At 64.7% G+C, this 23831-nt stretch carries 26 protein-coding genes and 1 pseudogene; 12 read left to right on the forward strand and 15 right to left on the reverse strand.

Translation table 11 applies throughout. The annotated features are described in order from the left end of the window. The 3 genes from LJY25_RS20890 to LJY25_RS20900 all read left to right on the forward strand — a co-directional run. A partial coding sequence (locus LJY25_RS20890) for a xanthine dehydrogenase family protein molybdopterin-binding subunit (protein WP_227610417.1) occupies positions 1–867 on the forward strand: 867 nt, incomplete at its 5' end. A gap of 554 nt (positions 868–1421) precedes the next feature. Then, entirely contained in the window at positions 1422–1700 is a 279-nt protein-coding gene (locus tag LJY25_RS20895; protein ID WP_262908880.1) for an antibiotic biosynthesis monooxygenase, read from the forward strand. Between the two features lie 96 nt (positions 1701–1796). Next, entirely contained in the window at positions 1797–2678 is an 882-nt protein-coding gene (locus tag LJY25_RS20900) for a helix-turn-helix domain-containing protein (RefSeq protein WP_227610418.1), read from the forward strand. Positions 2679–2884: 206 nt separating this feature from the next. Here the strand turns inward: LJY25_RS20900 and LJY25_RS20905 are convergent, their stop codons facing one another. After that, complete coding sequence (locus LJY25_RS20905) at positions 2885–3427, reverse strand: recombinase family protein (protein WP_198978999.1); 543 nt, start codon at positions 3425–3427, stop codon at positions 2885–2887. Between the two features lie 138 nt (positions 3428–3565). On the opposite strand from LJY25_RS20905, the gene LJY25_RS20910 reads away from it, so the two are divergent. From LJY25_RS20910 to LJY25_RS20935, 6 genes are all read left to right on the forward strand, one after another. Further along, positions 3566–4681 (forward strand): sensor histidine kinase, encoded by a 1116-nt coding sequence (locus LJY25_RS20910; protein WP_022821627.1) that lies wholly within the window; start codon positions 3566–3568, stop codon positions 4679–4681. Continuing rightward, positions 4678–5460, forward strand: a complete 783-nt coding sequence (locus LJY25_RS20915; RefSeq protein ID WP_022821626.1) for a LytR/AlgR family response regulator transcription factor — start codon at positions 4678–4680, stop codon at positions 5458–5460. The genes LJY25_RS20910 and LJY25_RS20915 overlap by 4 nt, the downstream gene beginning before the upstream one ends. A gap of 129 nt (positions 5461–5589) precedes the next feature. After that, positions 5590–6033: a DUF305 domain-containing protein gene (locus LJY25_RS20920; RefSeq protein WP_051166806.1), complete on the forward strand. Its 444-nt coding sequence runs from the start codon at positions 5590–5592 to the stop codon at positions 6031–6033. Between the two features lie 96 nt (positions 6034–6129). Next, a complete protein-coding gene (locus LJY25_RS20925; RefSeq protein WP_022821624.1) occupies positions 6130–7536 on the forward strand; it encodes a YncE family protein in 1407 nt (468 codons plus the stop codon). A gap of 111 nt (positions 7537–7647) precedes the next feature. Further along, positions 7648–8877: a hypothetical protein gene (locus LJY25_RS20930; protein WP_022821623.1), complete on the forward strand. Its 1230-nt coding sequence runs from the start codon at positions 7648–7650 to the stop codon at positions 8875–8877. A gap of 107 nt (positions 8878–8984) precedes the next feature. Continuing rightward, positions 8985–10457, forward strand: a complete 1473-nt coding sequence (locus LJY25_RS20935) for a YVTN family beta-propeller repeat protein (RefSeq protein ID WP_022821622.1) — start codon at positions 8985–8987, stop codon at positions 10455–10457. Positions 10458–10559: 102 nt separating this feature from the next. On the opposite strand, the gene LJY25_RS20940 is transcribed toward LJY25_RS20935, so the two are convergent. The 13 genes from LJY25_RS20940 to LJY25_RS21000 all read right to left on the reverse strand — a co-directional run bounded on the left by LJY25_RS20940 (position 10560) and on the right by LJY25_RS21000 (position 19854). After that, positions 10560–10841 (reverse strand): YidH family protein, encoded by a 282-nt coding sequence (locus LJY25_RS20940; RefSeq protein ID WP_022821621.1) that lies wholly within the window; start codon positions 10839–10841, stop codon positions 10560–10562. A 9-nt stretch (positions 10842–10850) separates the two neighbouring features. Continuing rightward, a complete protein-coding gene (locus LJY25_RS20945) occupies positions 10851–11513 on the reverse strand; it encodes an MBL fold metallo-hydrolase (protein WP_227610419.1) in 663 nt (220 codons plus the stop codon). An 88-nt stretch (positions 11514–11601) separates the two neighbouring features. Further along, positions 11602–12075: a hypothetical protein gene (locus LJY25_RS20950; protein WP_227610420.1), complete on the reverse strand. Its 474-nt coding sequence runs from the start codon at positions 12073–12075 to the stop codon at positions 11602–11604. An 83-nt stretch (positions 12076–12158) separates the two neighbouring features. Beyond that, positions 12159–12809, reverse strand: coding sequence for a TMEM175 family protein (locus tag LJY25_RS20955; protein ID WP_084539176.1), 651 nt, complete (start codon positions 12807–12809; stop codon positions 12159–12161). A 3-nt stretch (positions 12810–12812) separates the two neighbouring features. Next, complete coding sequence (locus tag LJY25_RS20960; protein WP_019949217.1) at positions 12813–13100, reverse strand: hypothetical protein; 288 nt, start codon at positions 13098–13100, stop codon at positions 12813–12815. 65 nt (positions 13101–13165) lie between these two features. Further along, positions 13166–13372 (reverse strand): hypothetical protein, encoded by a 207-nt coding sequence (locus LJY25_RS20965; RefSeq protein ID WP_073112413.1) that lies wholly within the window; start codon positions 13370–13372, stop codon positions 13166–13168. 116 nt (positions 13373–13488) lie between these two features. Further along, entirely contained in the window at positions 13489–14205 is a 717-nt protein-coding gene (locus tag LJY25_RS20970) for a substrate-binding domain-containing protein (protein WP_227610421.1), read from the reverse strand. A gap of 61 nt (positions 14206–14266) precedes the next feature. After that, complete coding sequence (locus LJY25_RS20975; RefSeq protein WP_019949220.1) at positions 14267–15223, reverse strand: molybdate ABC transporter substrate-binding protein; 957 nt, start codon at positions 15221–15223, stop codon at positions 14267–14269. A 53-nt stretch (positions 15224–15276) separates the two neighbouring features. Then, positions 15277–15771 carry a DsrE family protein gene (locus LJY25_RS20980; RefSeq protein ID WP_019949221.1) on the reverse strand — a complete coding sequence of 165 codons (495 nt, stop codon included), beginning with the start codon at positions 15769–15771 and terminating at the stop codon, positions 15277–15279. Between the two features lie 74 nt (positions 15772–15845). Beyond that, positions 15846–16976, reverse strand: a complete 1131-nt coding sequence (locus LJY25_RS20985) for a c-type cytochrome (RefSeq protein ID WP_019949222.1) — start codon at positions 16974–16976, stop codon at positions 15846–15848. A gap of 140 nt (positions 16977–17116) precedes the next feature. Beyond that, positions 17117–18187 carry a YeiH family protein gene (locus LJY25_RS20990; protein WP_019949223.1) on the reverse strand — a complete coding sequence of 357 codons (1071 nt, stop codon included), beginning with the start codon at positions 18185–18187 and terminating at the stop codon, positions 17117–17119. Between the two features lie 227 nt (positions 18188–18414). Further along, the gene (locus LJY25_RS20995) at positions 18415–18816 is read right to left on the reverse strand and encodes a hypothetical protein (RefSeq protein ID WP_019949224.1); all 402 of its coding nucleotides are present in this window, start codon (positions 18814–18816) and stop codon (positions 18415–18417) included. 126 nt (positions 18817–18942) lie between these two features. Then, positions 18943–19854 (reverse strand): LysR substrate-binding domain-containing protein, encoded by a 912-nt coding sequence (locus tag LJY25_RS21000; protein WP_022821614.1) that lies wholly within the window; start codon positions 19852–19854, stop codon positions 18943–18945. Positions 19855–19958: 104 nt separating this feature from the next. Here LJY25_RS21000 and LJY25_RS21485 point away from each other — a divergent pair. Then, a pseudogene (locus LJY25_RS21485) lies at positions 19959–20294 on the forward strand (recombinase family protein). A 211-nt stretch (positions 20295–20505) separates the two neighbouring features. Here LJY25_RS21485 and LJY25_RS21010 read toward each other — a convergent pair. Next, a complete protein-coding gene (locus LJY25_RS21010; RefSeq protein WP_206986350.1) occupies positions 20506–20694 on the reverse strand; it encodes a recombinase family protein in 189 nt (62 codons plus the stop codon). Positions 20695–20832: 138 nt separating this feature from the next. On the opposite strand from LJY25_RS21010, the gene LJY25_RS21320 reads away from it, so the two are divergent. Together LJY25_RS21320 and LJY25_RS21015 are read left to right on the forward strand one after the other, a co-directional pair. Further along, on the forward strand, positions 20833–21231 hold the full coding sequence (locus LJY25_RS21320; RefSeq protein WP_262908881.1) for a DUF4158 domain-containing protein: 399 nt from the start codon (positions 20833–20835) through the stop codon (positions 21229–21231). Beyond that, the coding region (locus tag LJY25_RS21015) for a Tn3 family transposase (protein ID WP_394799985.1) at positions 21156–23831 on the forward strand (2676 nt) is incomplete at its 3' end. The genes LJY25_RS21320 and LJY25_RS21015, both read left to right, overlap by 76 nt.

Genomic DNA, 23831 nt, shown 5'->3' on the forward strand with positions numbered 1-23831 from the left:
ACCGCCGCCGGCCACCTGATGGTGAGCAGCGCCAGCAACGACATCGGCACCGGCACCTACACCATCATGACTCAGATTGCGGCCCAAACCCTGGGCTTGCCGCTGGAAGCCGTCACCTTCCGCCTCGGCGACACCGAGCTGCCCGAAGCGCCCGTGCAGGGCGGCTCCTGGACGGCCGCCTCCGTGGGCACCGCCGTGCAGGCCGCCTGCCAGGCGCTGGGCAAAAAGCTGCTCAAGCTGGCGCAGCAACTGGCCGATTCGCCGCTGCAAGGCGCCGCTTTTGAGGACGTGCAGTTTGTGGACGGGGTAATCCGGCTCAATGAGGACATCAGCCGCCGCGTCGGCATTGCCGAACTGCTCGACGCCAGCGGCGAGGAAAAAGTGGAAGCCGAAGCCACCACGGGGCCCAATATGCTCAAGCAGCAGCCCTACTCCATGCACCCGCACAACGCCGTGTTCGTGGAGGTAAGAGTGGACGAGGACCTGGGCACGGTGCACGTAGCGCGCGTGGTAAACGCCGTGGCCGCCGGCCGCATCCTCAACCCCAAAACTGCCCGCAGTCAGGTGCTGGGCTCGGTGGTCTGGGGCATTGGCATGGCCCTGATGGAAGAATCCATCATGGACCACGGCTTCGGCCGCTACATCAACCACAGCCTCGCCGAGTACCACATTCCCGTCATGGCCGACATTCACACCATCGATGTGGTGCTGGTCGAGGAAGAGGACGACATCGTGAATCCGCTGGGTGTCAAAGGCATCGGGGAGATTGGCTTCGTCGGCGTGGCCGCCGCCGTCGCCAACGCCGTGTTTCACGCCACCGGCAAGCGCGTGCGCGACCTGCCGGTGAGCTTGGATAAATTACTGTAACCTCTCCTCCTCAGCTGGCGTCCGCTGAGGAGGAGAGGGGATGAAGATATATTTCTGCCTCCTGCCTTCGTCATGACCGAACTCCAACGCCTGCTACTACTGGCGGCCGGCGCGGTGCATGAGTTCTTCCTAACGGCAGGAAGCTGAGATTACTTGGAGCCTTCCGCCGGCGGCCAGGCTGCGTTGCGACTCGTAGTGCAGCACCAACAGAGGGGGCCTCAGCGAGGTGCAGTGGCTGTTACAGAATTCTCAAGGCAGCCCAGCAACTACGTAGAATAGTTCCTGAGTATAGATGAACGGCCTGGTCATGTTCTTTTCTAGCCTGGCTCGAAGCCTCAAGCCCTTCACGTTTTGCATCGTGCCGAGTTCCGCAACAGCCACTGCACCATTCGGGGCCAGTTAAACCATGATACACGAGCTCACATACTGGTTTGAAGCGGCCATGGTCTTTTTGTCCAGCCACTAGTTGCGTCCGTCCATGTTAATCCTTTCGGAGAGGCAGCACCTTTGTTATATCAATTCACCTAACCCCCACTTCCATGAAGAATGTAGGATTGCTGGTCCGGCTCGAAGCGAAGCCCGGTAAAGAGCAGGCAGTACTCGAATTTTTGACGGGCGCTCTGCCCCTGGCTCAGCAAGAGCCGGCTACCATAACCTGGTATGCTATTCAGCTGGCGCCGGCCACCTTCGGTATCTTTGATACCTTTCCGGATGAAGCGGGCCGGCAGGCGCATCTGAACGGCCCTATTGCCGCTGCGTTGATGGCCCATGCAGCCGACTTGCTGGCCGTGCCGCCTGTCATTGAACAAGTAGCTATCTTGGCTGCCAAATAATTACCAGCCCCTAAAGCGACCTATGCCCAGGCCTAGGTCGCTTTAGGGGCTGGCGGGCAGTCAGTCCAGTTGGCTAGCTAATATTCTTCTCACGTGATGGCGATTGACTGTCTCCTGCTAACTCATCCGCACACGGGTGAATTAGCGTTTCGAAGCTACTCCTTTAGCGACGACACCCCGTTTAACTACTTACAACGCAATAATTATTACTCCCTCATTCTGCTTACGCAGGGCAGCGGCGAGATACGCGCCAACTTTGCCACCTACCTGTTTGCTGGCAGTACGCTGTGTTGTTTTGGCCCTTACCAACCTTACACTATCCAAGCCAGCACCGCTGTAGCGGGCCTGGTCCTGGATTTTCATGCCGACTTTTTCTGCATCTACCGGCATCAGCAGGAGGTAGCTAGCAATGGCATCTTGTTCAACACCATTTTTGAGCCGCCCTTCTTCCCGGTTACAACAGAGGCGGTGCGTGAATTTGCCGCCCTGGCAGCTGTGATGCAAGAGGAAGTACGGCGTCAAGAGGTAGCACAACAAGAGTCCATCGTATTATATCTGAAGCTCTTTTTGCTGAAAGCTATCCGTATTCGTACTGCACAGCCCGCGTTAGGCACCGAGCAGAACCCGTCTGGCCGGGAGCCCTGGCTCCTGCAGCAACTTCAAGAGGCCATTAATACGCACTACCGCCACCTGCACACGGCCGGGGAGTATGCCGACCTGTTACGAGTTCCCGCCCGAAGCCTAACGCGCCTAGTCAAGTCCCATTATCAGAAGACGCTCAGCCAACTCATCACGGAGCGAATCATTATGGAGGCCAAGCGCGAACTGTACCTAACCAGTCAATCCGTCAAGGCTATCGCCTTCGCGCTGGGCTTCGGGGATGAATACTATTTCAGCCGCTTCTTCAAGAAAAATACGGCCGTATCGCCGCAGTTTTTTCGTGAATCAGTTGGGTTCGCAAAAGCAGAAGAAAGCTAGCGCTGTTGAGCTGCCAGCGGTTGGCTGGAGAAATCGTTTTTCTCAACCAGACCGCAGGCTTTCTTCTATAGGCTGCTGGCTCCCAAAGAGACCCCATACGGCGCATAGTATATAAAAAATATAATTATATAGGTAATTTAGGTGTTTTTGAACAAATAGGGTAAAACCTCCGAGTCGTCCGGTTAGGGGGCGGCATTTTGGCTCGGTTACCGCTGCAGTTTGGCTAGGTAGTTTTTCAGGGAGAGGTACTTGCCGTACTTCAGGTGCACGTCCACGATGGTGGTGAGCGGTACGCCCAGCGCGTGCAGGTGCAGAATCCGCTCGCGGTCGGCGTCGTACATGGAGGGCTGCACCACCCCCTTGGGCTTGCCCAGCACGATGCCCTGCTCGCGCCGCGCCCGCAAGCCTTCCTTCGTGCGCTCGGAAACGAAGTCCCGCTCCAGCTCGGCCAGCATGGCGAAAATGGTGAGCAGGATTTTGTGGGTCATGTCGCGGTGATTCTGCGGGTCCAGGTCCAGGCCCTGCTTGACCAGAATCAGCCGGCACCGCTTCTGGTGAATCAACTCTTCAATCAGGCCCAGCACTTCGCGCAGCGAGCGGCCCAGCCGGGAGAGCTCGGAGACGATGACCGTATCGCCGGCAGCAACCTTGGCCTTGGTTAAAAGTTTGGTACAAAGGTTAAACAGGCTAGTGAGAATTGTCTGACTCTCGGTGGGAGGCCCGCGCCTGCTACGGCTAACCTTTTTCACAAACTTCCCGTGCGCTTAGCCCCGGCGGGGTAATCGAGCTCGCCCAATACCGGCCCGAAGGCCCATTGGCCCGCCAAAAAGGCCATTCTGAATGCCAGGACGGCGCGGTGGCGGTGGGTTTCGCTACCTTTAAAGCGCATGAGCACGACCGCAGGGCCCTTGAAAACGCCGCAGAAGACCCCGCCCCTGGTGAGCGGCGCCACCATTGCCCTGGCGTGGCTGCTGTTCAGCGGGTTCATGGTGCTGCTGATTTTCGTGCAGAACCTCTCGGCCGGTACGCCCACCGACTGGCGCGAGGCCCTGGGCGGGCGCCTGCTGCACGGCCTGATTTGGGGGCTGCTCACGCCGGTGGTGTTTGCCCTGGCGGCCCGCTTCAACCTCCTCGAGAGCCGCCACCGGCTGCGGCACCTGCTGGCCCACGCGGCGGCCAGCTACGTCCTCACGCTTGCTTACCGCCTCGTGTACGCCGCCGTGATGCACGGCAGCGGGGCCGTGCCGGGCCGGGTTTCCCTCGCCGAGGTCGTGGCCAACGCCAACAGCTGGGTGCCCATTTACTGGATGCTGCTCTGCATCGCCTACGCCGTGCAGTACCGCGAGCGGTACCGCGAAGGCCGGGTGCGGGCCGCCCAGCTCGAAACCCAGCTGGTGCAGGCCCAGCTGCAGGCCCTGAAAATGCAGCTCCAGCCGCACTTTCTCTTCAATTCCATGAACGCCGTCTCGGCCCTGATGAGCCAGGACGTGAAGGCCGCCCGGCGCATGCTGGCCCAGCTCAGCCAGTTTCTGCGGCTGGTGCTGGAAGGTACCGACGAGCAGGAAGTGACCCTGGAACAGGAGCTGCGCCTCACCCGGCTCTACTTGGAAATCGAGCAAACCCGCTTCCCTGACCGGCTGGCCGTGCGCTACAATATTGCCCCCGATACCGAAGGGGCGCTGCTGCCCGCCCTGCTACTGCAGCCAGTGGTGGAAAACGCCGTGCGCCACGGCCTGGCGCCCCGCGCCGGGGCCGGCGAGCTGGCCGTGCGGGCCGAAAAACAGGGCGACCGGCTGCTGCTGCAAGTGCAGGACAACGGCCGGGGCGCGGCCGACACCGCCGCGCGGGGCATCGGCCTGCGCAACCTGGAAAGCCGGCTGGCCACGCTCTACGGCCCGGACTATGCCCTGGCGGTGGAGTCGGCCCCGGCGTGCGGCTACTGCCTGCGCTTGTCCATCCCGTTCCGGCGGGCGGTGGCCGGCGTTACCCCAGAGCCCGCATGAGCCCCATCCGCACGCTGCTGGTCGACGACGAGCCCCTGGCGCGCAGCCTGCTGCGCGAACTGTTGGCCGATTTTCCGGCGCTGGCCGTAACGGGCGAAGCCGCCAACGGCACCGAGGCCCTCACCGCCCTGCACACCGGCGCATACGACGTCGTTTTCCTTGATGTGCAGCTGCCTGACCTTGATGGCGTGCAGGTGCTGCGGCGGCTGCAGGCGGCCGGCCAGCCGCTCCCGCTGGTGGTGTTCGTGACGGCCTACGACCAGTACGCGGTGCAGGCCTTCGCCCTGCACGCCGTCGATTACCTGCTCAAACCGCTGGACCCCGACCGGTTTGCCGACTGCGTGGGCCGGCTGCCGCCGCAGTTGCTGCTGCGCCAAAGCCCGGCCCCCGGCCCCGCGCTGGCGGCCCTGCTGCACAGCTGGACCGCCCCGCCTGTGCCCGACTATCAGGACCAGTTTCTGGTGAAGCTGCCCGAGCGCAGCTTCTTCGTGCCGGCCGCCGAGGTGTGCTACTTCGAAGCCACCGGCAACGGCGTGCTGCTGCACGCGGCCGGCAGGCACTACCCGCTGCGCACGGCCCTGGGCCAGCTGGCCGAGCGGCTCGACCCGGCCGTGTTCCTGCGCATTCACCGCTCGTGCATCGTCAACCCGGCCCACATCGTGGATTTTAAGCATTGGTCGCACGGCGAGTACCTGTTTCGCATGGCCAACGGGCAGCACGTCACCTCCTCGCGCAGCTACAGCGCCGGGGTGCAGCAGCTGCTCAAGCGCTTCGCCTGAGCCGGGCCGGGCCGCAAAAGGCCGGTTCACCCCGGAATAGGTCCAGTTGGCCCGTGTCGGGCGTTCATCTTCTGGAGTTGCCCGTTAGCGCACCAGCCCCCCGCTCATGAGGTGGCAACGGCGCACGACATGACCAAACCCTTCCTCTTTTTACTAGCACTCACCTTCATCGGAGCCCTGACAGCCCACGCCCAACATAACCCGGCGGGCACGAAACCGATGCCGGGCATGGCCGGGATGGCCGGCATGCACATGAACCACGGCATGGCCGCCCCGGGCACCCCGGTCGCCGCCTTCCAGCACGGCATGGATTCGGTGATGGTGGTGATGGACGAGGGCATGCGCCGCATGACCGGCGCCAACCCCAACGACATCGACGCCAGCTTCGCGGCCATGATGCTGCCCCACCACCAGGGTGCCGTGGACATGGCCCGCCTGCAACTGCTATACGGCAAAGACCCGGCCCTGCGCCGCCTCGCCCAAAGCATCATCGCCGAGCAGCAGGTCGAGATTCAGCAGATGGCCGCCTGGCTGAAGCAGCATCCGGTGGCGAGCCAGAGTTCTGGCAAATAGCGCCCAATCAATCAGAACCGTCATGCTTCGACTACGGCTGCGCTCCTGGCTTGATGCGCCACATGCTCAGCATGACGTTCTTTTCCCCAATCCCAAATGAAATTTCCCCTTCTCCCCGGCCTGCTGCTTATTACCAGCGCCGCTGCGGCCCAGGCCGTGAGCCACCGCGACCGGGTGTACACCGCCGACCAGATTTCCAACACCGTTTCGGTCATCGACCCCGCCGACAACCAGCTGCTGGGCCAGATTGTGCTGGGCAAGCCGCAGCCCGATTTGCTGTCGGCGCTCTACAAAGGGCAGGCGCTGGTGCACGGCCTGGGCGCTTCGCCCGACCACAAATTGCTGGCCGTGGTGTCGGTGGGCTCCAATAACGTCACTTTCATCGAGACGGCTACGAATGCCATCCGGGGCAGCGTGTACGTGGGCCGCGCCCCGCACGAAGCTACGTTCCGGCCCGACGGCAAGGAGGCCTGGATAACGGTGCGCGGCGAGGACTACCTCTCCGTCATCGACGTGGCCACGCTGCGCGAAACCCGCCGCGTGCCCGTGCCCAACGGCCCCGGCCAGATTGCCTTCAGCCCCGACGGCCAGCGCGCCTTCGTGTGTTCCAGCTTTTCGCCCGAGCTGGCGGTGGTGGACGTGGCCACCTACAAAGTCATCAAAAAGGTCCCCGTGGTGAGCCCCTTCTCGCCCAATATCTTCCCTACCCGGGACGGCCAGCAAATCTGGTTCACGCACAAGGACGTGGGCAAGGTGTCGGTGCTGGATACCAAGACGCTCACCATCAGCGGCGTGCTGACGACCGGCCCCATCTCCAACCACGTGGCCACGGTGGACGTGGCCGCCGGCAAGCTGGCCTACGTGACGGTGGGCGGCGAGGACGTGGTGAAGGTGTACAGCCGCGCCCCCGGCTTCCGGCAGCTGGCCACCATTCCGGTGGGGGCGCTGCCGCACGGCATCTGGCCCTCGGGCGATGGCAGCCGGGTGTACGTGGGCCTGGAAAACGGCGACTCGGCCGTGGCCATCAGCACCGCGAGCAATAAAGTGCTGGCCAAAATAAAAGTCGGGCAGGCCCCGATGGCCCTGATGTACGTGCCCAACGCCGTGCCGGCCGGCGCGGCCGGCGCCACCGGCCTGGGCCGGCAGCTGGTGGACCAGCCCGCCATCGTCCGCACCCTGAAGCCGCCCACGCCCGGCCCCGCCACCGGCACCATGACGCTGCGCTCGGAAGGGCTGGTGGATTTGGCCACTTTCGCCCTGCGCGGCCTGACGCCCAACACCGACTACGACATCTTCCTGACCAGCGGCACCAAGGCACCCTACCCCCGTGACTACGCCCTGACCACCGTGCGCACCGACGCCAAAGGCGGGGCCATGGGCCAGGCGCTAGGGCCGGTGCAGCGCATCGCGGGCGGGGATTTGAATACATCCGGCAAAACGTTTTCGCGGGTAATCGTGGCGCCCAAAGCCGCTGACAGCGAACCCGTTTTGGTGGCCGAATAGTCCGCCTTTGGACGCCCACCCAAAGGCCATTCATGGCCGCCGGGACAACCATTCCTGCTGCAATGCCGAGCTAATCTAAACTGAATTCACTTGTAACCACAACCCTACAACATGCAATCCATTTTCAATCAACACACTGGCATCAGCTCGCGGGCGCAGTCGCTCAAGCGGTTTCTGCTGCCGGTGGCGGCGTGTGCGCTGCTGCTCGGCGGCTGCAAGAAGGACAACGAAGCCATCGGCGACACCAGCGCGCCACCGGTGCTCAACATCGTCTCGCCGGTGGAGGGCGCGACCATCATGCTCGGCGGGCGGCAGGGCAACGCCACCACGGCCGACTACAACGGCACGGGCTTCGCCATCAACCTGGAAATCGTGACCAAGGACACGGTCACCATCCCCACCAAGGAAAGCCTCAACATCCGCAACACTGCCGCCCTAGGCCAGCCCAACGTGAACCTGCCCGGCTTCGCGGCCAGCCTCGACGTGGACCTGATTAAGCCCGACGGCGGCACCATCCCGAAGGGTACCAACCTGGCCTCGCTCTTCAACATCGCCGGCACCGACGACACGCCCGGCCCCGGCGTGACTACCTGGGTGAGCTGGCACGTGCTGGAGTCGGTGGCGGCCGGTACTACCAGCTGCACGCTGACTACTTCGGTAACGGACCGCGCTGGCCGCAAGGTCACCGCCACCCGCTTGCTGAAAGTAGGCCCCGGACCCAACGGGGCCTTCAGCGGTGAGGCCCTGACGCCCGCCCCCAAACTCATCACCTACGGCACGGTGGACAACCCCGACGGCCCCACGGTGACCATGATTGCCCCGCGCACGCCCAGCAGCGTCAGCCCCGGCATCCAGACGGCGGGCGTGCTGCCGGCCCCGCCCACCAGCGGCGCGCTGTTTTTCATCCAGGTGTCGGCGCTCGATAAGTCGCGCAACGGCATCAACGTGGCCGAAAACGGGGACGGTGCCTTTGGCAAGCCCGCCGCTGACCGCGGCACGATTGAAGACAAGACGCAATCCAACGCCGGCGTGAACCGCTACGTGCCGGGCCTGAAAGTCACCTTCGACGTGCCCCTGCTCCAGCCCAACGGCAACGTGATTCCGGCCGGCGGCAACCTAGCCCCGGTCTTCAACACGGCCGGCAGCGAGCTGGACCCGAGCGGCTTCGTGCGCACCACCTTCGGCTGGAGCGTGGGAGGCACCCTGCAGCTGGGCGGCAAAACCAGCGTCACCATCAAAGCCGCCGTAACCGACGCGGCGGGCAAAACCGGCAGCACCACGCAAGTCGTGCAAATCAGCCCCGTGGCCAACGGCCAGCTGCTGACCCCGGCCCCGCGCTAAGGCACTGAATTTTAGGCCGTAGCCCCGCAACGGTCCGAAGGCTGGCTCGTTTCACGACGAGCCAGCCTTCGTTTTTTAGCGTCCCTTCCACTCCATTTTATTCTTCCATGCGCATTACTAACTTCTCCACTTTGGTCCTTGCGGCCACCCTGCTGCTCGGGGCTTGCTCGAAAAATAACGATGAGGACGCCCAGCCCGACATGGTAGTGCCGGCCGACCCCGGCCCTCAAGCGCCCAGCGCCAGCGACCGGGTGTACACGTCCGACCAGTCGTCGAACACGGTGTCGGTGCATGACCCGAACACCAACCGGCTGCTGGGCGTGATTCGCCTGGGTAAAGGGCGGCCCCAGTTCCTGAGCCCGCTCTACGACCGGGAAACCAACGTGCACGGCATGGGCGTCTCGCCCGACGGCAAGACGCTGGGCGTCATTGCTACCCTTACCAACGCGGTGGTGTTCATCGACCTGGCCACCAACGCCATTAAGAACACCGTGTATGTGGACCGTAATCCCCACGAGGGCTTTTTCACGCCCGACGGCAAGCAGTTTTGGGTGACGGTACGCGGGGCCGACTACGTAACGGTGATTGACGTGGAGAAAATGCAGGCCGTGAAAAACATCAAGACTGCGCCGGGCCCCGGCATGGTGGTGTTCCGGCCTGACGGCAAGGTGGCCTTCGTGGACCACTCCTTCACGGCCGAGCTGGATGTGGTGGATGTGAAAACCCGCGAAGTAATAGCGCGCGTACCGGTGGTGAGCAAGTTTTCCCCTAACCTGGCCGTAACGGCCGACGGCCAGCAGGTATGGCTTACGCACAAGGACGTGGGCAAGGTGACGGTGGTGAATGCCCAGACCTACGCCGTGGAGGGCGTGATTGACACCGGCCCTGGCACCAACCACGTGAACCTGGCCGGCCCCGGCGGTGGCACCCGCTTCAGCGGCGCGGCGGCCGGCGACTTCGCCTACGTAACCGTGGGCGGCGAAAACGCGGTGAAGGTATACACCCGCCAACGCCAGTTGGTGGCCACCATTCCGGTGGGCCCCAATCCGCACGGCGTGTGGCCCAATGGCGACGGCAGCAAGGTGTACGTAGGCCTGGAATACGGTGACGCGCTGGTGAGCATCGATACCAAAACCAATACCAAGCTGAGCGAAACTCCCAGTGGCCAAGACCCGAACGCCATCATTTACGTGGTGAAGGCCGGCGGTGGCAGTCCCGGCACCGGCAACCTGGAAGCCTTTGTGCCAGTCGCGCCCGTTAACCTGCGCCTGGTACCCGTCGGTACGCAGCCGGTACCCGGGGTAGGCGGCGTGGCCGTTATCCGGCCGGTAGAAGACGTGGACGAGTTGATTCTGGCTCTCAAGCGGCTGGCCCCGAACACGAACTACACCTTATACTTATCGGACAATAAAACCGCGCTGGTGGCCCCGGAGCCGGTTATCGCCTTCAAAACCGATGCCGAGGGCGCGGTCGAAGTCAACGCCTACTACCAGATTCGGCTGCGGCTGGCGGGGCGCTTTGCCGTGGTGGTGCTCGGCGACAAGAACCCGGCCGGCGCGGTCACGCTCACGCAGCCGTAAGCCGGCTGCTGACCAAAAAGGCCCCTGGTGCATGACGCATCAGGGGCCTTTTTTATGGGTGCAAACGCTTTTGCCTCGGGTAGCACCGGGGGTGTTTGTTGCTCAACTACCGCCGCCAGCCGGGAGCTGGCAGGTCGCCAGCTCCCGGCGGTGCGCCCGAAAGCGCAGCAGCCCTACCGCCAGCACCAATCCCGCCACGGCCAGCGCGGAGTACCCCAACCGGCCGCCCCGCTCGGGGTGAAATTGAAGGAGCGCCAACCCGAAGCCCACCAGTGCCAGGCTGGTGCGCACGTAGGTGAGCAAGGTCCGCTCATTGGCCAGCCGGGTCCGTTGCAGGGCCAGCCGGTCCGACAGGGTGAGGGGGTTGGTGGGGGTAAGCGGCATGGGGGTGGGCTACGTGAGGGTAATGGCCGCGCCCGGTTCGGCCAGCCGGTGAAACGTGATGCCGTGCTTCTCAAAGTACGGCCCGTAGTTCTCGTAGCGCTGCTGCACGAAGAAGGGCTTGATGTAGCCGTCGTGCACTGGCAGAATCTGCTGCGGTCGCATTTTCAGGGCGAAATCGGCCACCACGAGCTCCGTGAGAAAAGGCGCGGTGATGGGCAGAATGAGCAGCTCCACGCCCGCGAAGGGGAGCAGATTATGGGCAAAAGAGTCGGCCGGGTTCAGCACCTTGCCATTCACCAGCCAGGCTGTCATCTGTGGCAAGGGGCTGTCGAGAATGGCCTCGTGCTGCACCGGCAGGGCGTGCAGCTGAAACGCGCCCAACTCCAGGGGGCCTTCCTCGTGGATTTGCACGGCCAGGCCGTGCTTTTTCAATTCGGCCGCCACTTCACGATTGGAAATGATGACGGCCTGGCGCAGGGCCACGATTTTCTTTAGCGCCACCACATCAAGGTGGTCGGGGTGGTCGTGGGTAATGAGGACGACCGAGACGTCCTTAAAAACCTCCGGCTGCACCAGGCCTTCGTTGAAGGAAAACTTGCCGGGGTCGAAGAGAATTTGTTGGCCATCCAGCTCAAACAGCAGGCAGGAATGGATGTACTTGGTGATTTTCATGACCAGACTTAAATAGTGGGGCAGGACGGAAATGCGCGCCGAGAAGAGCGGAAATTTAACTAGCAAACGCTTACGGAAACCAGCGCTGCTAGACCCCTGCCGCCTCCTGCTGCTGGCGCAGGTACGCATACAGCCCGCCCAGCACCAGCCCGAACACCGCGTTGGCAACAAAAAAGTACGCCATGCCGCCGGCCGTCAGCACGTGCCCGCCCGCCAAGCCCTGCCCCAGCAGCGGCAGCACCACGAAGCCATTGAGGACCCAGGGCAGCAGCGAAAACAGGCCGCCATTTACCCAGCCATTGCCCGGCAGCCGGGGTTCGAACACCAGCACGTACAGCCCCACCATGCCCAGCCCCGTGAGGTAATGAAACAGCAGCTTGAAGCCCTCGGGCAGCCCCCCGGCCGGCAACACCGGCGTGGTATGCAGCAGTACAAGCTTGAGCAGGCCACCGCTTTCGGCGTTGACGGCCATCAGCGGGGCCGCTTTCAGCCCCAGAGTATTGGCGGTGATGGCGACCACGCCGGCCAGCAGGCCCAGGTACAGGCGGGGGTGTTTTTTCATGGGAGGGAGCAGAAAGGAAATAGGACAGGCAATGGGGGAGTATACGGCCACCCACGCGGCACCATTTGGCCCCGATGGGTTCTTCAGTCGCCCAGCCAGCGGTCGGCCACCAGGCCCAACGCGTAGTTAAGCTGCACCAGCAGCAGCAGCCCCGCCCCGGCCGGCACGCTGAGCAAGCACAGGCCCGCCGCTGCCGCGTACTGCACCTGCATCAGGCCCAGGCGGCGCATCAGGGCCCGGCCCACGGCCGCGTGCTCGGGCCGCAGCAGTCCGTGGCGCTGGGCGTAGCGGTAGCTGCCCAGCAACGCCCCGCCCAGCAGCAGCAGGTTGGCCCAGTACACCAGCACGGCCCCGCGCAGGGGAAAATGGGTGGTGAGAAACGCCGTGGAAAAGGGCAGCAGCCCCACCACCAGCAGAAAGGCAATGTGCCACCAGGCCAGCCGGCGGTCGCTGCGCGCCAGGTAGGTGAACTGCGTGCTCTGGCACACCCAGAAAATGCCCAGCGAGAGAAACCCCAGCACGTAGCCCCCGATGCTGGGCAGCAGCGCCCGCAGGGCCGGCCCCACGTCGGCCTCGGTGCGCACGAGGGCGGCGGCCGGCACCCGCAGGTTGAGCACGAGCAGGGTCATGGCGATGGAAAACACGCCGTCGCTGAGCGACTCGATGCGGCGCAGGCTCTGGCCCGCTACTTCAGTGTAGGCCAGGGGCGGTGCGTGGGACGAAGACTGGGCCATCGGCTAGCGCGGCGAACCGCCCGCCCGCCGGGTTTTGCGCGGGGCGGGGGCCTGGCGATGGTCCAGCCGGTCTTCCTCCCGAACGAGCTTGGGCTCTTTGCTCAGGCTTTGGCCGTGGTTCACGCGGCCGTCGCGCATCATGCGGCGGTTTTCGCGCAGCAACTTGTCGTCGGTTTTGCCTTCTTTTTTGAGCATTTTGCCGCCTTCCTGGCCGTGACCCGGTGGGTTGATGGCGGTGAGCAGCAGGCCGGTCAGGGCGAGCAGGCCGGGGAGTTGAGCGAGACGGGTCATGGGGTTTGGATGATGGAGAAGCGGTTGCCGCAGGTACGGCGGCCCGTATTTTCAAACTTGCTTTGTTAGCCCAGCTGCAAGCGAAACAGCGTGGAAAGCGTGCCCGCCACCAGAGCCCAGGCCATGCCCGTAAGCAGGTACTGTTTGGCAATGGTCTTGGGGTCCTGGCTGAATACGTAGCGAAACAGCCAGTGCGGCGTTTCGTGGTCGGCCGGGGGGGCGGCGGGCAACGGGGTGCTAGGCACCGGCATCGGAAGCGAAGGAATAGCCATGCGAATGCGGGAAAGCAAGGTGGAATAGTGAAAACCAAGAGCCATTTGCCCGTCCTGCTGAGCGCAGCCGAAGCAGGACGTTCTTCGTGTTTGCTTTCCGGCCGCCAACGCCCGGCCTATTCCCAGCCGTTGCGGCGGAAAATGGCGTGCCCGTCGGCCGACTGCAGAAAGGCCACGAACTGCCGGGCCGCGGCGGCCTGCGTGGTGCGCTGGGTGAGGGCAATGGGCGTGCCCCGACTCACGCGCTGGTCGCGGGGCAGGCGCACGAGGGCCGAGCCGGGCAGGCGCGGCTGCCAGGAGGCATAGGTTATCCAGGCGTCGTAGTCCTGGGGCTTTTGCTGCCAGAGGGCCACGGCCTCGGCGCTGGTTTTGACCGACGTTTTGGTGTTGTGCTGCAGGTTGCTGATGAGGGCCGGGGTGCGGGCCATGTCCTCGGTCATGCCCATCTGGCCGGCCCCGTTCACGTCGAGCAGGCGCACGCCGGGCCGGGCCAGGTCTTCGAGCCGCTTGATGTGCAGCGGATTGCCCGGGCGTACCAGCACCGCCGACTCGCGGGCATACAGGCTGGTACGGCTGGCTTCGTCGATAAAGCCGGGGTGGGCCAGCTCCGTTTGGGTGAGCATGTACTCGGCCCCGCCGTACACCAGGTCGGCGTCCTGCTGCGCCTGGGCCAGCCACTTGGGCTCGGGGCCGGCCGTGACGGCCACGTCCAGGCCGGTTTGTTTGGTGAAGGCGGCGGCGCATTCCTTCATGGCCGTGGCCGGGCCGCCGGGGCCGTACACGTGCAGGGTTTGGGCGGCGGCCGGCGCGGCCGCGAGCAGAGCAGGAGACATGAGCAATAGAGCGAAGCGGCGGAGCCGGGTAAGCGGGGATGTTTTCATGGGTATTAGCGCGTTACTTAACGGGCGGCAAAAAGCCGTATTTCTGGTACACGGCCTGCCCGTCTGGGCTGTTAAGGAAGGCCACAAAGTCTTCGGCGGCCTTGGCGTGGGGCGCGGCTTTCATCACCCCGGCCACGTAGTTGGCCATGATGTTTTCCTTGGCCGGGATGGCCACGCTTTCCACCGGGTGGCCCAGCATTTTCTGATAAAAGGCCTCCGTGTACCACACCGGGGCCGCGTCGGACTGGTCGTAGAGCACCCTCAGGGGCGACTGGCGGTGGTGAATCTGGGTCAGGTAAGTGCTGCCGGCTTTCACTTTGGTCGTCATCACGGCCGTTTTCAAGGCCGCGCCCCCGGCCTTCTCGTACGATTCCTCGATGCGCTTGCCGATGCCTTCCCATTCGGGGTTAGGCATGCTCACGCGCACCTCGGGCCGGCCCAAATCGCGCAGGCTGGTCACCTTCTTGGGGTTGCCCTGGCGCACGAGGATGGCCAGCCGGTTCTGGGCGTAGCTGGTGGTGCGGGCAAACCACTCCGGCGTCATATCCATGCGGTTTTTGCCGGCCGCGTACACGTCGGGCTTCAGCTCGATGCGCAGGTTGCCTACTACCAGGCTGCCCTGCGTAATCTGCTTAGCCAGGATGCCGGGCGGCAGCGTTTCCACGAAAATGCGCACGTACTCGGGGTGGGCCTTGCGGAACTCCTTCAGCAAATCATCGAGCACCATGAACTGGTTGCCCCCGAAAAACACCACCAACTGCGGGTCCACCACGTCGCCGTAGAGGTCGGGCGCGTTGTCGATGCCCGGCACCGTGAAGGGCACTCCAGCCTGAAACGGCGCGTTCCAGGGCGGGTCAAAGCGGTGGGCCGGCTCGGGCGGCGTGGGCTTTTGGATAGGCATGGTCTGGGCGAAAAGGGCGGCCGGGGCGGCCAGTGCCAGCGCCAGCAGCAGGTGCGGAAGGGGTTTCATGGGGTTGGGTAAGGAAAGCGGAGAAAAGCACAAAAGCAGCGGAGAGCCCGGCGCTACGGATGCACCAGCGACCAGCCCTGGGCCTGCCGGATAATAAGCTCGCCGTTGCCGCTGGGCACGTAGGAAATCAGCGGCAGCAGCTCGTCCTTGCTCATTTTCCTTTCCTTCAGCGTGTTCAGGCACTGGGCCAGAATCACGCCTTTCTGCTTGAGGGCCGTGAGCTGGGCCTCGTAGGGCTGGTCCTTGCGGTAGAGCGTGGTGCCCCCGCCGAAGGCAATCAGCTCCACGGTGAGCTTGCCTTTAAGCCGGCTGTCCTCCAGCGCGTTGCCGATGTTACGCAGCGTCTGCTGGATGAGCTTGGGGTCGTCGCTGTCGAGCTGGTAGATGACATGGTACTGGGCCTGGTCGGCCGTGGCCCCTTGGAAGGCACCTTTTTGAAAAGCTTCGCGGTCATGCATGGCGGTGGCGTTGCGGGTGGCGGGCGTCTGGGCGCGGGCCGAGAGGGTGAGGCCGGCGAGCAGCGCGGCGGTCAGCAGCAGGTGTTTCATGGCAACTGGGGAAAGGGCACCACCGAAGCAGCGCGGTGAAAACGAAAGGGGTGAAACTGGAAATCGGTGCGGGGCTACTCGCCGCCCTTTTTGCCCGCTTCCATCGCCGCGTAGGGACCAAACTGGTGCTGGTGCTGCGTAAACCGGTCGGCGTAAGGCGGGTAAGGGCAGTCGGCGGGCTTCTTTTTCAGGTTGGGGTAGTCCTTTTCCAGGTGGGCCATGCGCGGGCGGGGCAGCGAGTTGATGTAGGCCGCCACGTCGTAGGCGGCGTCATCGGTGAGGATGCTGTGCTCGGCCGTGGCGCCGAAAGGCATGTTGGCCTTGATAAAGCGGGCCGCCGTTTGCAGGCGGTGCATGCCGGCCCCGTCGTTGTAGCTGTCGGGCCCCCACAGCGGCGGGTACTGGTAGCCATCGGCGGCCAGCGTGCCGTTGAGGCGGCCCTGGCCATTGGCTCCGTGGCAGCTGGTGCACTGCTGGGCGAAGACGATTTTGCCCTGCCCGAGATTCGCCTCGCGGTTGGGCATGGTGAACTTAACAAAACCCTGGCCCTTCACCTTCTCCCCCACTGGCACCTGGCGGCCCAGCCATTTCATGTAGGTGATGATGGCCTTCATCTCCTTGCCGTCCACCGGCAGGGGCCGGCCGTTGAGGCTGCGCGTCATGCACCCATTGATGCGGTCCTCCAGGGTGCTGATGGCATCCTCGCGCCCTTTGTAGGTGGGGTAAATGCCCCAGATGCCCACGTAGGGGGCCGAAAACGCCTTCTGGCCGGCCTGCAGGTGGCAGTTCTGGCAGGCCAGGTTGCTGCCGGCCAGCCGCAGGGCCGGGTTGGCCACTTGCGGGCCGAGGTAGTGGGCGGTGTGGGCAATCAGCTCGTGGCCGTAGCGGATGAGCTGGCCCTCCGGGTCGGGCTTCACGCTGTCGAGCACGAAGCGGGCGGGCTGGAAGAAGTTGGTTTTGCTCCCCACAGCCCCCCCGGCAACGTCAGGCAAGCCCGCCGCAGGCCCACTCGCAGCGGCGGCCGTCGTGGCCGGGGCATCGGCCAGCAGGTCGGGCGTTTTGGGGTTGAAGACGACGATGTAGGCCGTCACGGCTACTACCAGCACCATCAGGGCAATCACCCAGGTCAGCAGGCCAGCGATTTTGATGAAGGCCTGCTTGTCTTCCGGCTGCAGCCGAGGCGAGGGGTCGGGAGTGGTTTCCATGAGGCCAAGGAGAGAGGTGAAACAGGCGGCAATGGCCAGCCAGCGCGCAAAACAACTTGTTTTGCGGAATGCAGACAGTCAATTAGTTAAATCGGGCAAAGCAAGCGCTACCATTCGGCCGCTCTGCCCCGTTCAGGCGGCTAGACCGTGTGCAGAATCACGTAGAGCGAGCCGGTCGAAATCACTACCCAGAGCAGAATGCCCAGCACGTAGGGCTTTATTCCCACCGAGCGCACCACCTTGGCCGAGAGGCCCGCGCCGATAAAGAACAGCGTCACCGTGAGGCCGATTTTGGCCAGGTTCACCATCACCGGGCCCAGGGGCTTGGCGGCGGGAATAAAGGTGTTGACCAGCATGGCGGCGATGAAACCAAAGATGAAGTAGGGAATTTTCACCTTCACGCCCTTCTGCTTGAATAGCATGGCCGTGCCGATGGAAATTGGGATAATCCAGAGGGCGCGGGCCAGCTTCACGGTGGTGGCCACTTCCAGGGCCTGGTTGCCGTAGGCCGCCGCCGCCCCCACCACCGAAGAGGTGTCGTGGATGGCAATGGCGCACCACAGGCCGAACTGGTTCTGCGTCATGGCCAGGGCGTGGCCGATGGGCGGGAAGGCGAATAGGGCCACGGCATTGAGCACGAACACCGTGCCCAGCGCCACCGACATTTCCTCGTCCTTGGCCCGCAGCACCGGTCCGATGGCCGCGATGGCCGAGCCGCCGCAAATAGCGGTGCCGCACGAAATCAAATGCACCACGTGCTTGCCCAGCCCCAGCCACCGGCCCACCACCAGGCCCAGCAGCAGCGTGCCGAAGATGGACACCACCGTGAAAATGATGCCCTCCTTGCCGGCCTGCACCGCCGCGTGGGCATTCATGCCAAAGCCCAGCCCGATAACCGAGAACTGGAGCAGCTTGGCCGTGGCCTGCTTGGTTTGCGTGGTGAAGGGGTTGCCGATGGTTTGGGCCAGCAGCAGGCCCAGCGCCAGGGCAATGGGCGGCGAGGCCCAGGGCGTGAGGCAGAACACGAAGAACAGCACGAACACCACCTGCTTCAAGGTGAAGTCCTGCCCGAACACCACCCGGGGCGTGTGCAGGTGGCGGAAGAAGCCGGTGGTTTCGTTGAATTCGGGGGCGGCGGTTTCCCCGGCCGGGGCAGGGGCGGGCAGCGGGGTGGAAGCTTGAAGCGGCGTGGGCTGAACTGGGAGGGCCATGAGCGGGAGGGGTTTGTTTCTGAGGCAAATATACGGCGTTGCCCACCGATTGGATTATCCAATAGTATTATCCTGCATAACCAAAGGTTATTGATTGCCCGGGCCGAGCCAGGGTGGCGCGTCCGTTTTGCGTGGCCAAGCCGGCCGCCGCGAGGGCTGGAAACGCCAGCGGCCGGCTCGTGGTGTACGAGCCGGCCGCTGGACGGATGAACTACTGGCCTGAGGGCTTAGAAGCCGGTTTGCTCGTCCTTCAAATCGAATACGTCGCCGCCAGCGTAGCGCGGGTCGTCGAGGGCGTAGGCGGCGCGCTCTTCGGCGTCGCTGCCCCCCTCGGCTGCGGCAATGGCTTCGGGGTGCTGGTTTTGCTCGACGTGCCCGCGCTGCAAATTTGGGTCAGCAATAGCACCGGGTAGGCAGTATTGCTCGGTGGCTGAGGCATTTTTGCCGCGAAATTCGCTGAACTCGTCGGGGTTGTCGTTCGAGCCGTCGTTGGTCGGGGCCTGGTAGTGGCGGGGCGCGGTGGGGTCGGCGGGGTGGCCGAAGTCGCCGTAGTGCGGGGTGCCATCGTGGGCGGCCGGTTCGGCGGCGGGTTGCGCATCGGTTGGGGCGGGCTGCGGAGTGTTTTCCATGAGTATAAGTAAGTCGGGTGAAGATGGGCGAACCACCCGGTCCGCACTACGCTGCAATGGTACGTAAGCTGCTCATAAAGTGGTGCTTTCAGCGGATACCGAATAGTTATCCAGCATCACCATTTTTTATTTGCCCCCCTTCAGCTGCCCCTGCACGAAGCTCAGGAAGCGCTGCGCCGGCCGGGCCAGCACCTGTCCCTGCACCGATACCGCCTCGAACTGCCGGGCCAAGTGCAGCCCGGCAATGGGCACGATTTCGAGCAGCCCGGCCGCCAGCTCGCGGTCCAGGGCCCGGCGCGACACGAAGCCCAGGGCGGTGGGCGCGGCTTCGAGGTAGCGCTTGATGGCCTCCGTATTGTCCAGGTAAATGGCCACGGGCAGGGCGCTGAGCTTGATGTGCTGCGCCCGCAGGGCAAATTCGAGGATTTCCAGCGTGCCCGAGCCCCGCTCGCGCAGCACCAGCGGGTGGGCCAGCGCCTCGGCCAGGGGCAGCGGGGCGGCGGGCGGGCCGCCGGGTGTGGCGCGGCGCACGGCCACCAGCTCGTCGGGCAGCAGCAGCTCGTAGTGCAGGTCGTGGCTCTTGGTGCGGCCCTCCACGAAGCCTAGGTCCAGCTCGCCGCGCAGCAGGGCCTCGGCAATGCGCTCGGAGTTGGCGTTCAGAAACGAGAGCTGCACCTGCGGGTAGCGGGCCTGGAAGGCGGGCAGCAGGCCCGGCAGCACGTACTGGGCCAGCGTGGTGCTGGCCCCCAGGCGCAGGCGGCCGGCGGCCTCGTCGGGGTCGCGCAGGGCCAGCAGCTGGTCCTCCAGCTGCTGCTGAGCGGCGGCGGCGGCATCGGCGTGGGCGTGCAGCAGGCGGCCGGCCTCGGTGAGGGTCACGCGGTTGCCGCGCCGCTCCAGCAGGCGCTGGCCGTACTGTGCTTCCAGCTCCCGGATGTGCTTGGTAACGGCCGGCTGGCTCACAAACAGCTCCTGGCCGGCCTTGGTCAGGCTCAGGTGCCGGGCCACAGCGGCAAATACGCGCAGACGGAAATCGGACATGGCGGCAAAGTACGCAGATGTGACATTTTGATATGGACAACTAAAGGTCGCGGGCGTAGACCGCCTGATTTGGGAAAAAATCAGCGGCACGCTCACAGCGCCCGGTGCTCACCGAGCGGCTGGCCACGTTGCGTGCCGGGGACACGGTGACTTTAGCCCGCCTGAACCGGCTGGGCCGCAACAGCACCCACATCATGTAGGTGGTGGCCGCTCTGCACGCCCGGCAGGTCCGCTTCGTCGCTCTGGACCTAGGCATCGATACGGCCACCCCGGCCGGGCGGGCGGTCTTGGGCCTCTTCGCCGCGCTGGCTGGGTATGGCCGCGAGAGTATCCATGAGCGGGCGACGGCGGGCATGCGACCACCCACGCAAGCAGGCCCTTGCAAACGGCTGGTGCAGAACGTAATCGTCTGTTGGAATTGCCTTTGTCCCAACCAGTAGCTGCTTCATGCCCCGGCGGCCGAGCGCTAGTCCGTGGCAGATTGATGTACTGCCAGCTCACGGGCGAGCTGGCAGCACATCAATCTGAACGGCGAGTTCGATTTCTCGGACGACGCCCTAAAAGATTCACTCCCCTTCGATTTGGAGGCCCTTTTTGCCTTCGACTGGGAGTCTCCTGCGGCCCCGCCCGTTTAACCTTTGTACCAAACTTTTAACCAAGGCCAACCTTGGCCAGCAGCTCGGGCAGGCGGCGCTGCCCGGCGGTGCGGCGGGAAGACATTTCTACTTCAATCCACTCGTCGAGGGTCCAGCGGTGCTCGACCAGATAGCGGGCGATGAGGCTCTTCTGGCTCTCGGCCGATTGGGCGCTCGTGGAGACGCGGACGTAGCCAAATAGCATGGGCAAAACGGGCAGGTTAGCGATAAGGTAAATGCGCTTCGTAAAGGTACCGGTTTTCGATGCCTTTACATGGACGTTAACGCTATCATTGGTGGGTAGAAATAACGGTCGTTTACACCATCGCCTTTTGGGTAGCTTATGGCCACGCACCTGCGGATTCACCTGGGCAAGGAACGTGAGCTCTACGAGCAGCCCCCGCTGGTACCGGCGGCCGAGCAGGCCCGGGTCTTTGCCGTCCCGGATTGGGCGGATGCGCACCTGCTGCGGATGCTGGCGCCGGGCAACCGCGTCGGGTTTGTCTTGCAGCTGGGCTACTTCCAGATTAGCCAGCGCTTCTACGTGGCCACCCGCTACCACGCGGCCGATGTGGCGTACGTGGCCCAGCAGCTGGGCCTGGGGCCCCGGCCGAGTTCGCGCCCGCCCGCTACGCCGACGCCCGCTACTACGCCCACCAGCAGCTCTTGTGCGAGCAACTGGGTATTGCGCGGTTCGAGGCGGCCGCGGCGGACCGGCTGTACCAGGAGGCGGTCCGCCTAAGCAGCCAGCACCTGAAGCCGGCGTCGGTCTTCGATTACCTGGTGCTGTTTCTGCACGAGCACCGGCTGGAGCTGCCCACCTACTTCGCCCTGGCCAACCTGATTACGCGGGCGCTGTTGGCCTTCGAGAAACGGCTGCTCCACCGCTTGCAGCAGCACCTGCAGCCCGGCGAGCAGCGCTTGCTGGACCGGCTGCTGGCCGCCGACGACCCCGACGCCCGCGAAGCGGAGGCGGACCGGCGCTACCCGCTCACCTTTCTCAAGCGCATTCGCCAGGGCCTGCGCCCCGGGGAAATCCGCGAACGGGTGACGCACTTCGCGTCCCTGCGGCGGCTCTTCGAGCAGCTGCAGCCGCTCTGGCAGCGCCTGCGCCTCTCGGACCAGGCCATCACCTACTACGCCGAGTACGTGCTGCGGGCCCAGGCCGCGCAACTCTACCGCCGCGACGAGCGGCGCTACCTCTACCTGCTCAGCTTCGTGGTGCACCAGTACTACGAACTGGGCGACGCCCTGGTCGACACGCTGCTGCACACCACGACCAGCGCCGCGAATCAATGCCGCGAGCAGGTGAAGGAGACGCTTTATCAGCAGCGCGCCGCCACGCAGCAGCTGACCAGCCAGGTCACGGGCCGGGGTTACCGACACCTGCAGGCGCTGACCCAGATTCGTGCCCTGGTCGATGCCCCCGACGTGCCGGCCGAGCAGAAGCTGGCCCGTATCGACGCGCTGCTGCAGCGCCACCAGGTCACGGCCGCGCAGCTGAGCGAAGACCACCAGCAGCTGGAGCAATTACGCCAAGCCACCGAGCAGCAGGCGGGCGAGGCGCTGTTTCACGAGGCGTTGGCCGGGGCGTCGCTGCGCCTGCAAACCAAGCTCGGGGCCCTGGTCAAAGCGCTGGTCGTCGACGAAGCGACCACCCGCGCCGACCTGTGGCGGGCCGTGCACTACTACCAGCAGCACGACGGGCACCTGGGCGCGCAGGTGCCGCTGGACTTTCTCTCGCTCACGCAACGGGCCTACGTCCTCGATGCGCAAGGTCGGTTACGCACCTCCCTTTATAAAGCCCTCCTTTTTTTGGAGATGGCCACGGCCATCAAGTCCGGCCAACTCAACTTTACGTGCTGTTACCAGTACCGGGCGTTTGAGCACTACCTGCTGCCGGCCGCGCAGTGGGCCAAGCAGCACGAGGCCTTGCTGGAGCAGGCGGGCCTGAGTGCCTGGCGCGACTTTGCCACGGTCCAAACGACCCTACAGGCGCAGCTGCAGGCCCAGTTTGCCGCCACGAACGCCCACCTGAGCGGAGCTGACAACCCGCACGCGCACCGCACCCCGGCCGGGCGTTACCGCCTGACCACGCCCCGGCTGCCGGCCGAGCAGCCGCGCCTGCCGGCTCATCTATTTCCCCGCCACCGGGTGGTGCCCCTGCGCGAGGTGCTCACCAGCGTAGCCCGCCTGACGCAGTTTGACACGGCCTTCGGCTCGCTGCCCAGCAAACACGCCCGCACGCCTCCGCCCTTGTCGCAGCTGCTGGCCGCCCTGGTGGGGCTGGGCTGCAACCTGGGCCTGCGCCGCCTGGCACAAGTCGCGCCCCAAGTGGACGAGGCGGCCCTGCAGCGCCTGGCCAGCACCCATTTCTCGCTCGACAACCTGCGCCAGGCCAACGAATTGATTCTGGCCTTTACCCGCCAGCTGCGCCTGCGCGAGGCCTTTCGGCGCTCCCCCGACGTGCTGCACAGCAGCAGCGACGGGCAGAAGTACGACCTGGCTGTGGACTCGCTCGCCGGCAGCGCCTCGTTCAAGTACTTCGGCAACCGCCGCGGCCTGACGGCCTACTCCTACGTGGACGAAACGCTGCTCGTCTTCGACTCGACCGTGTTCAGCGCCGCCGACCGCGAGGCCACGCACCTGCTGGAGGGGCTGCTGCGCCACGCCGTGCGGCCCACCGACGTGCACAGCACCGACACGCACGGCTACACCGAAGTCATCTTCGCCGTGACTCGCATGCTGGGCATCGCCTACGAGCCGCGCATCCGCCAGCTCACCAACCAGCAGCTCTACAGCTGGGAGCCGGTGGCCACGCACCGGCAACTGGGGCAGACCCTGCTGCCCGACGCGCGCCTCGACCCCGAGCGCATCGCCCGGCACTGGGACGAGGTCCTGCGCCTGGTCGTCACCCTGAAGCTGCGCCACAGCGAGGCCTCCCGCCTGTTCGGCCGCCTCAACTCCTACGCCCGCCAGCACCCGCTCTACCGGGCCCTGAAAGAGCTGGGCCGGCTGGTTAAAACCGAGTTCCTGCTGCGCTACGTTGACCAGGTGGAACTGCGCCAGCGCATCCAGAAGCAGCTCAACAAGGGCGAGAGCGCCCACCGGCTGGCCCACGCCGTCTGGCACGGCCGCAACCAGGAGTTTCACGCCGCCACCCGCTCCGAGCAGCTGGTGGCCGAGACCTGCAAGCGCTTGTTGATGAACGCCATCATCTGCTGGAATTACCTGCACCTCTCCCAGCACCTGGCCCGGCTGCCGCCCGAGCAGCAAGCGGCTACGCTGGCCACGCTCTCGCCCTTCGCCGTGCTCTCCTACCGCCACCTGAACCTGCACGGC

The organism is Hymenobacter translucens (assembly GCF_020685205.1).
GTDB lineage: Bacteria > Bacteroidota > Bacteroidia > Cytophagales > Hymenobacteraceae > Hymenobacter > Hymenobacter translucens.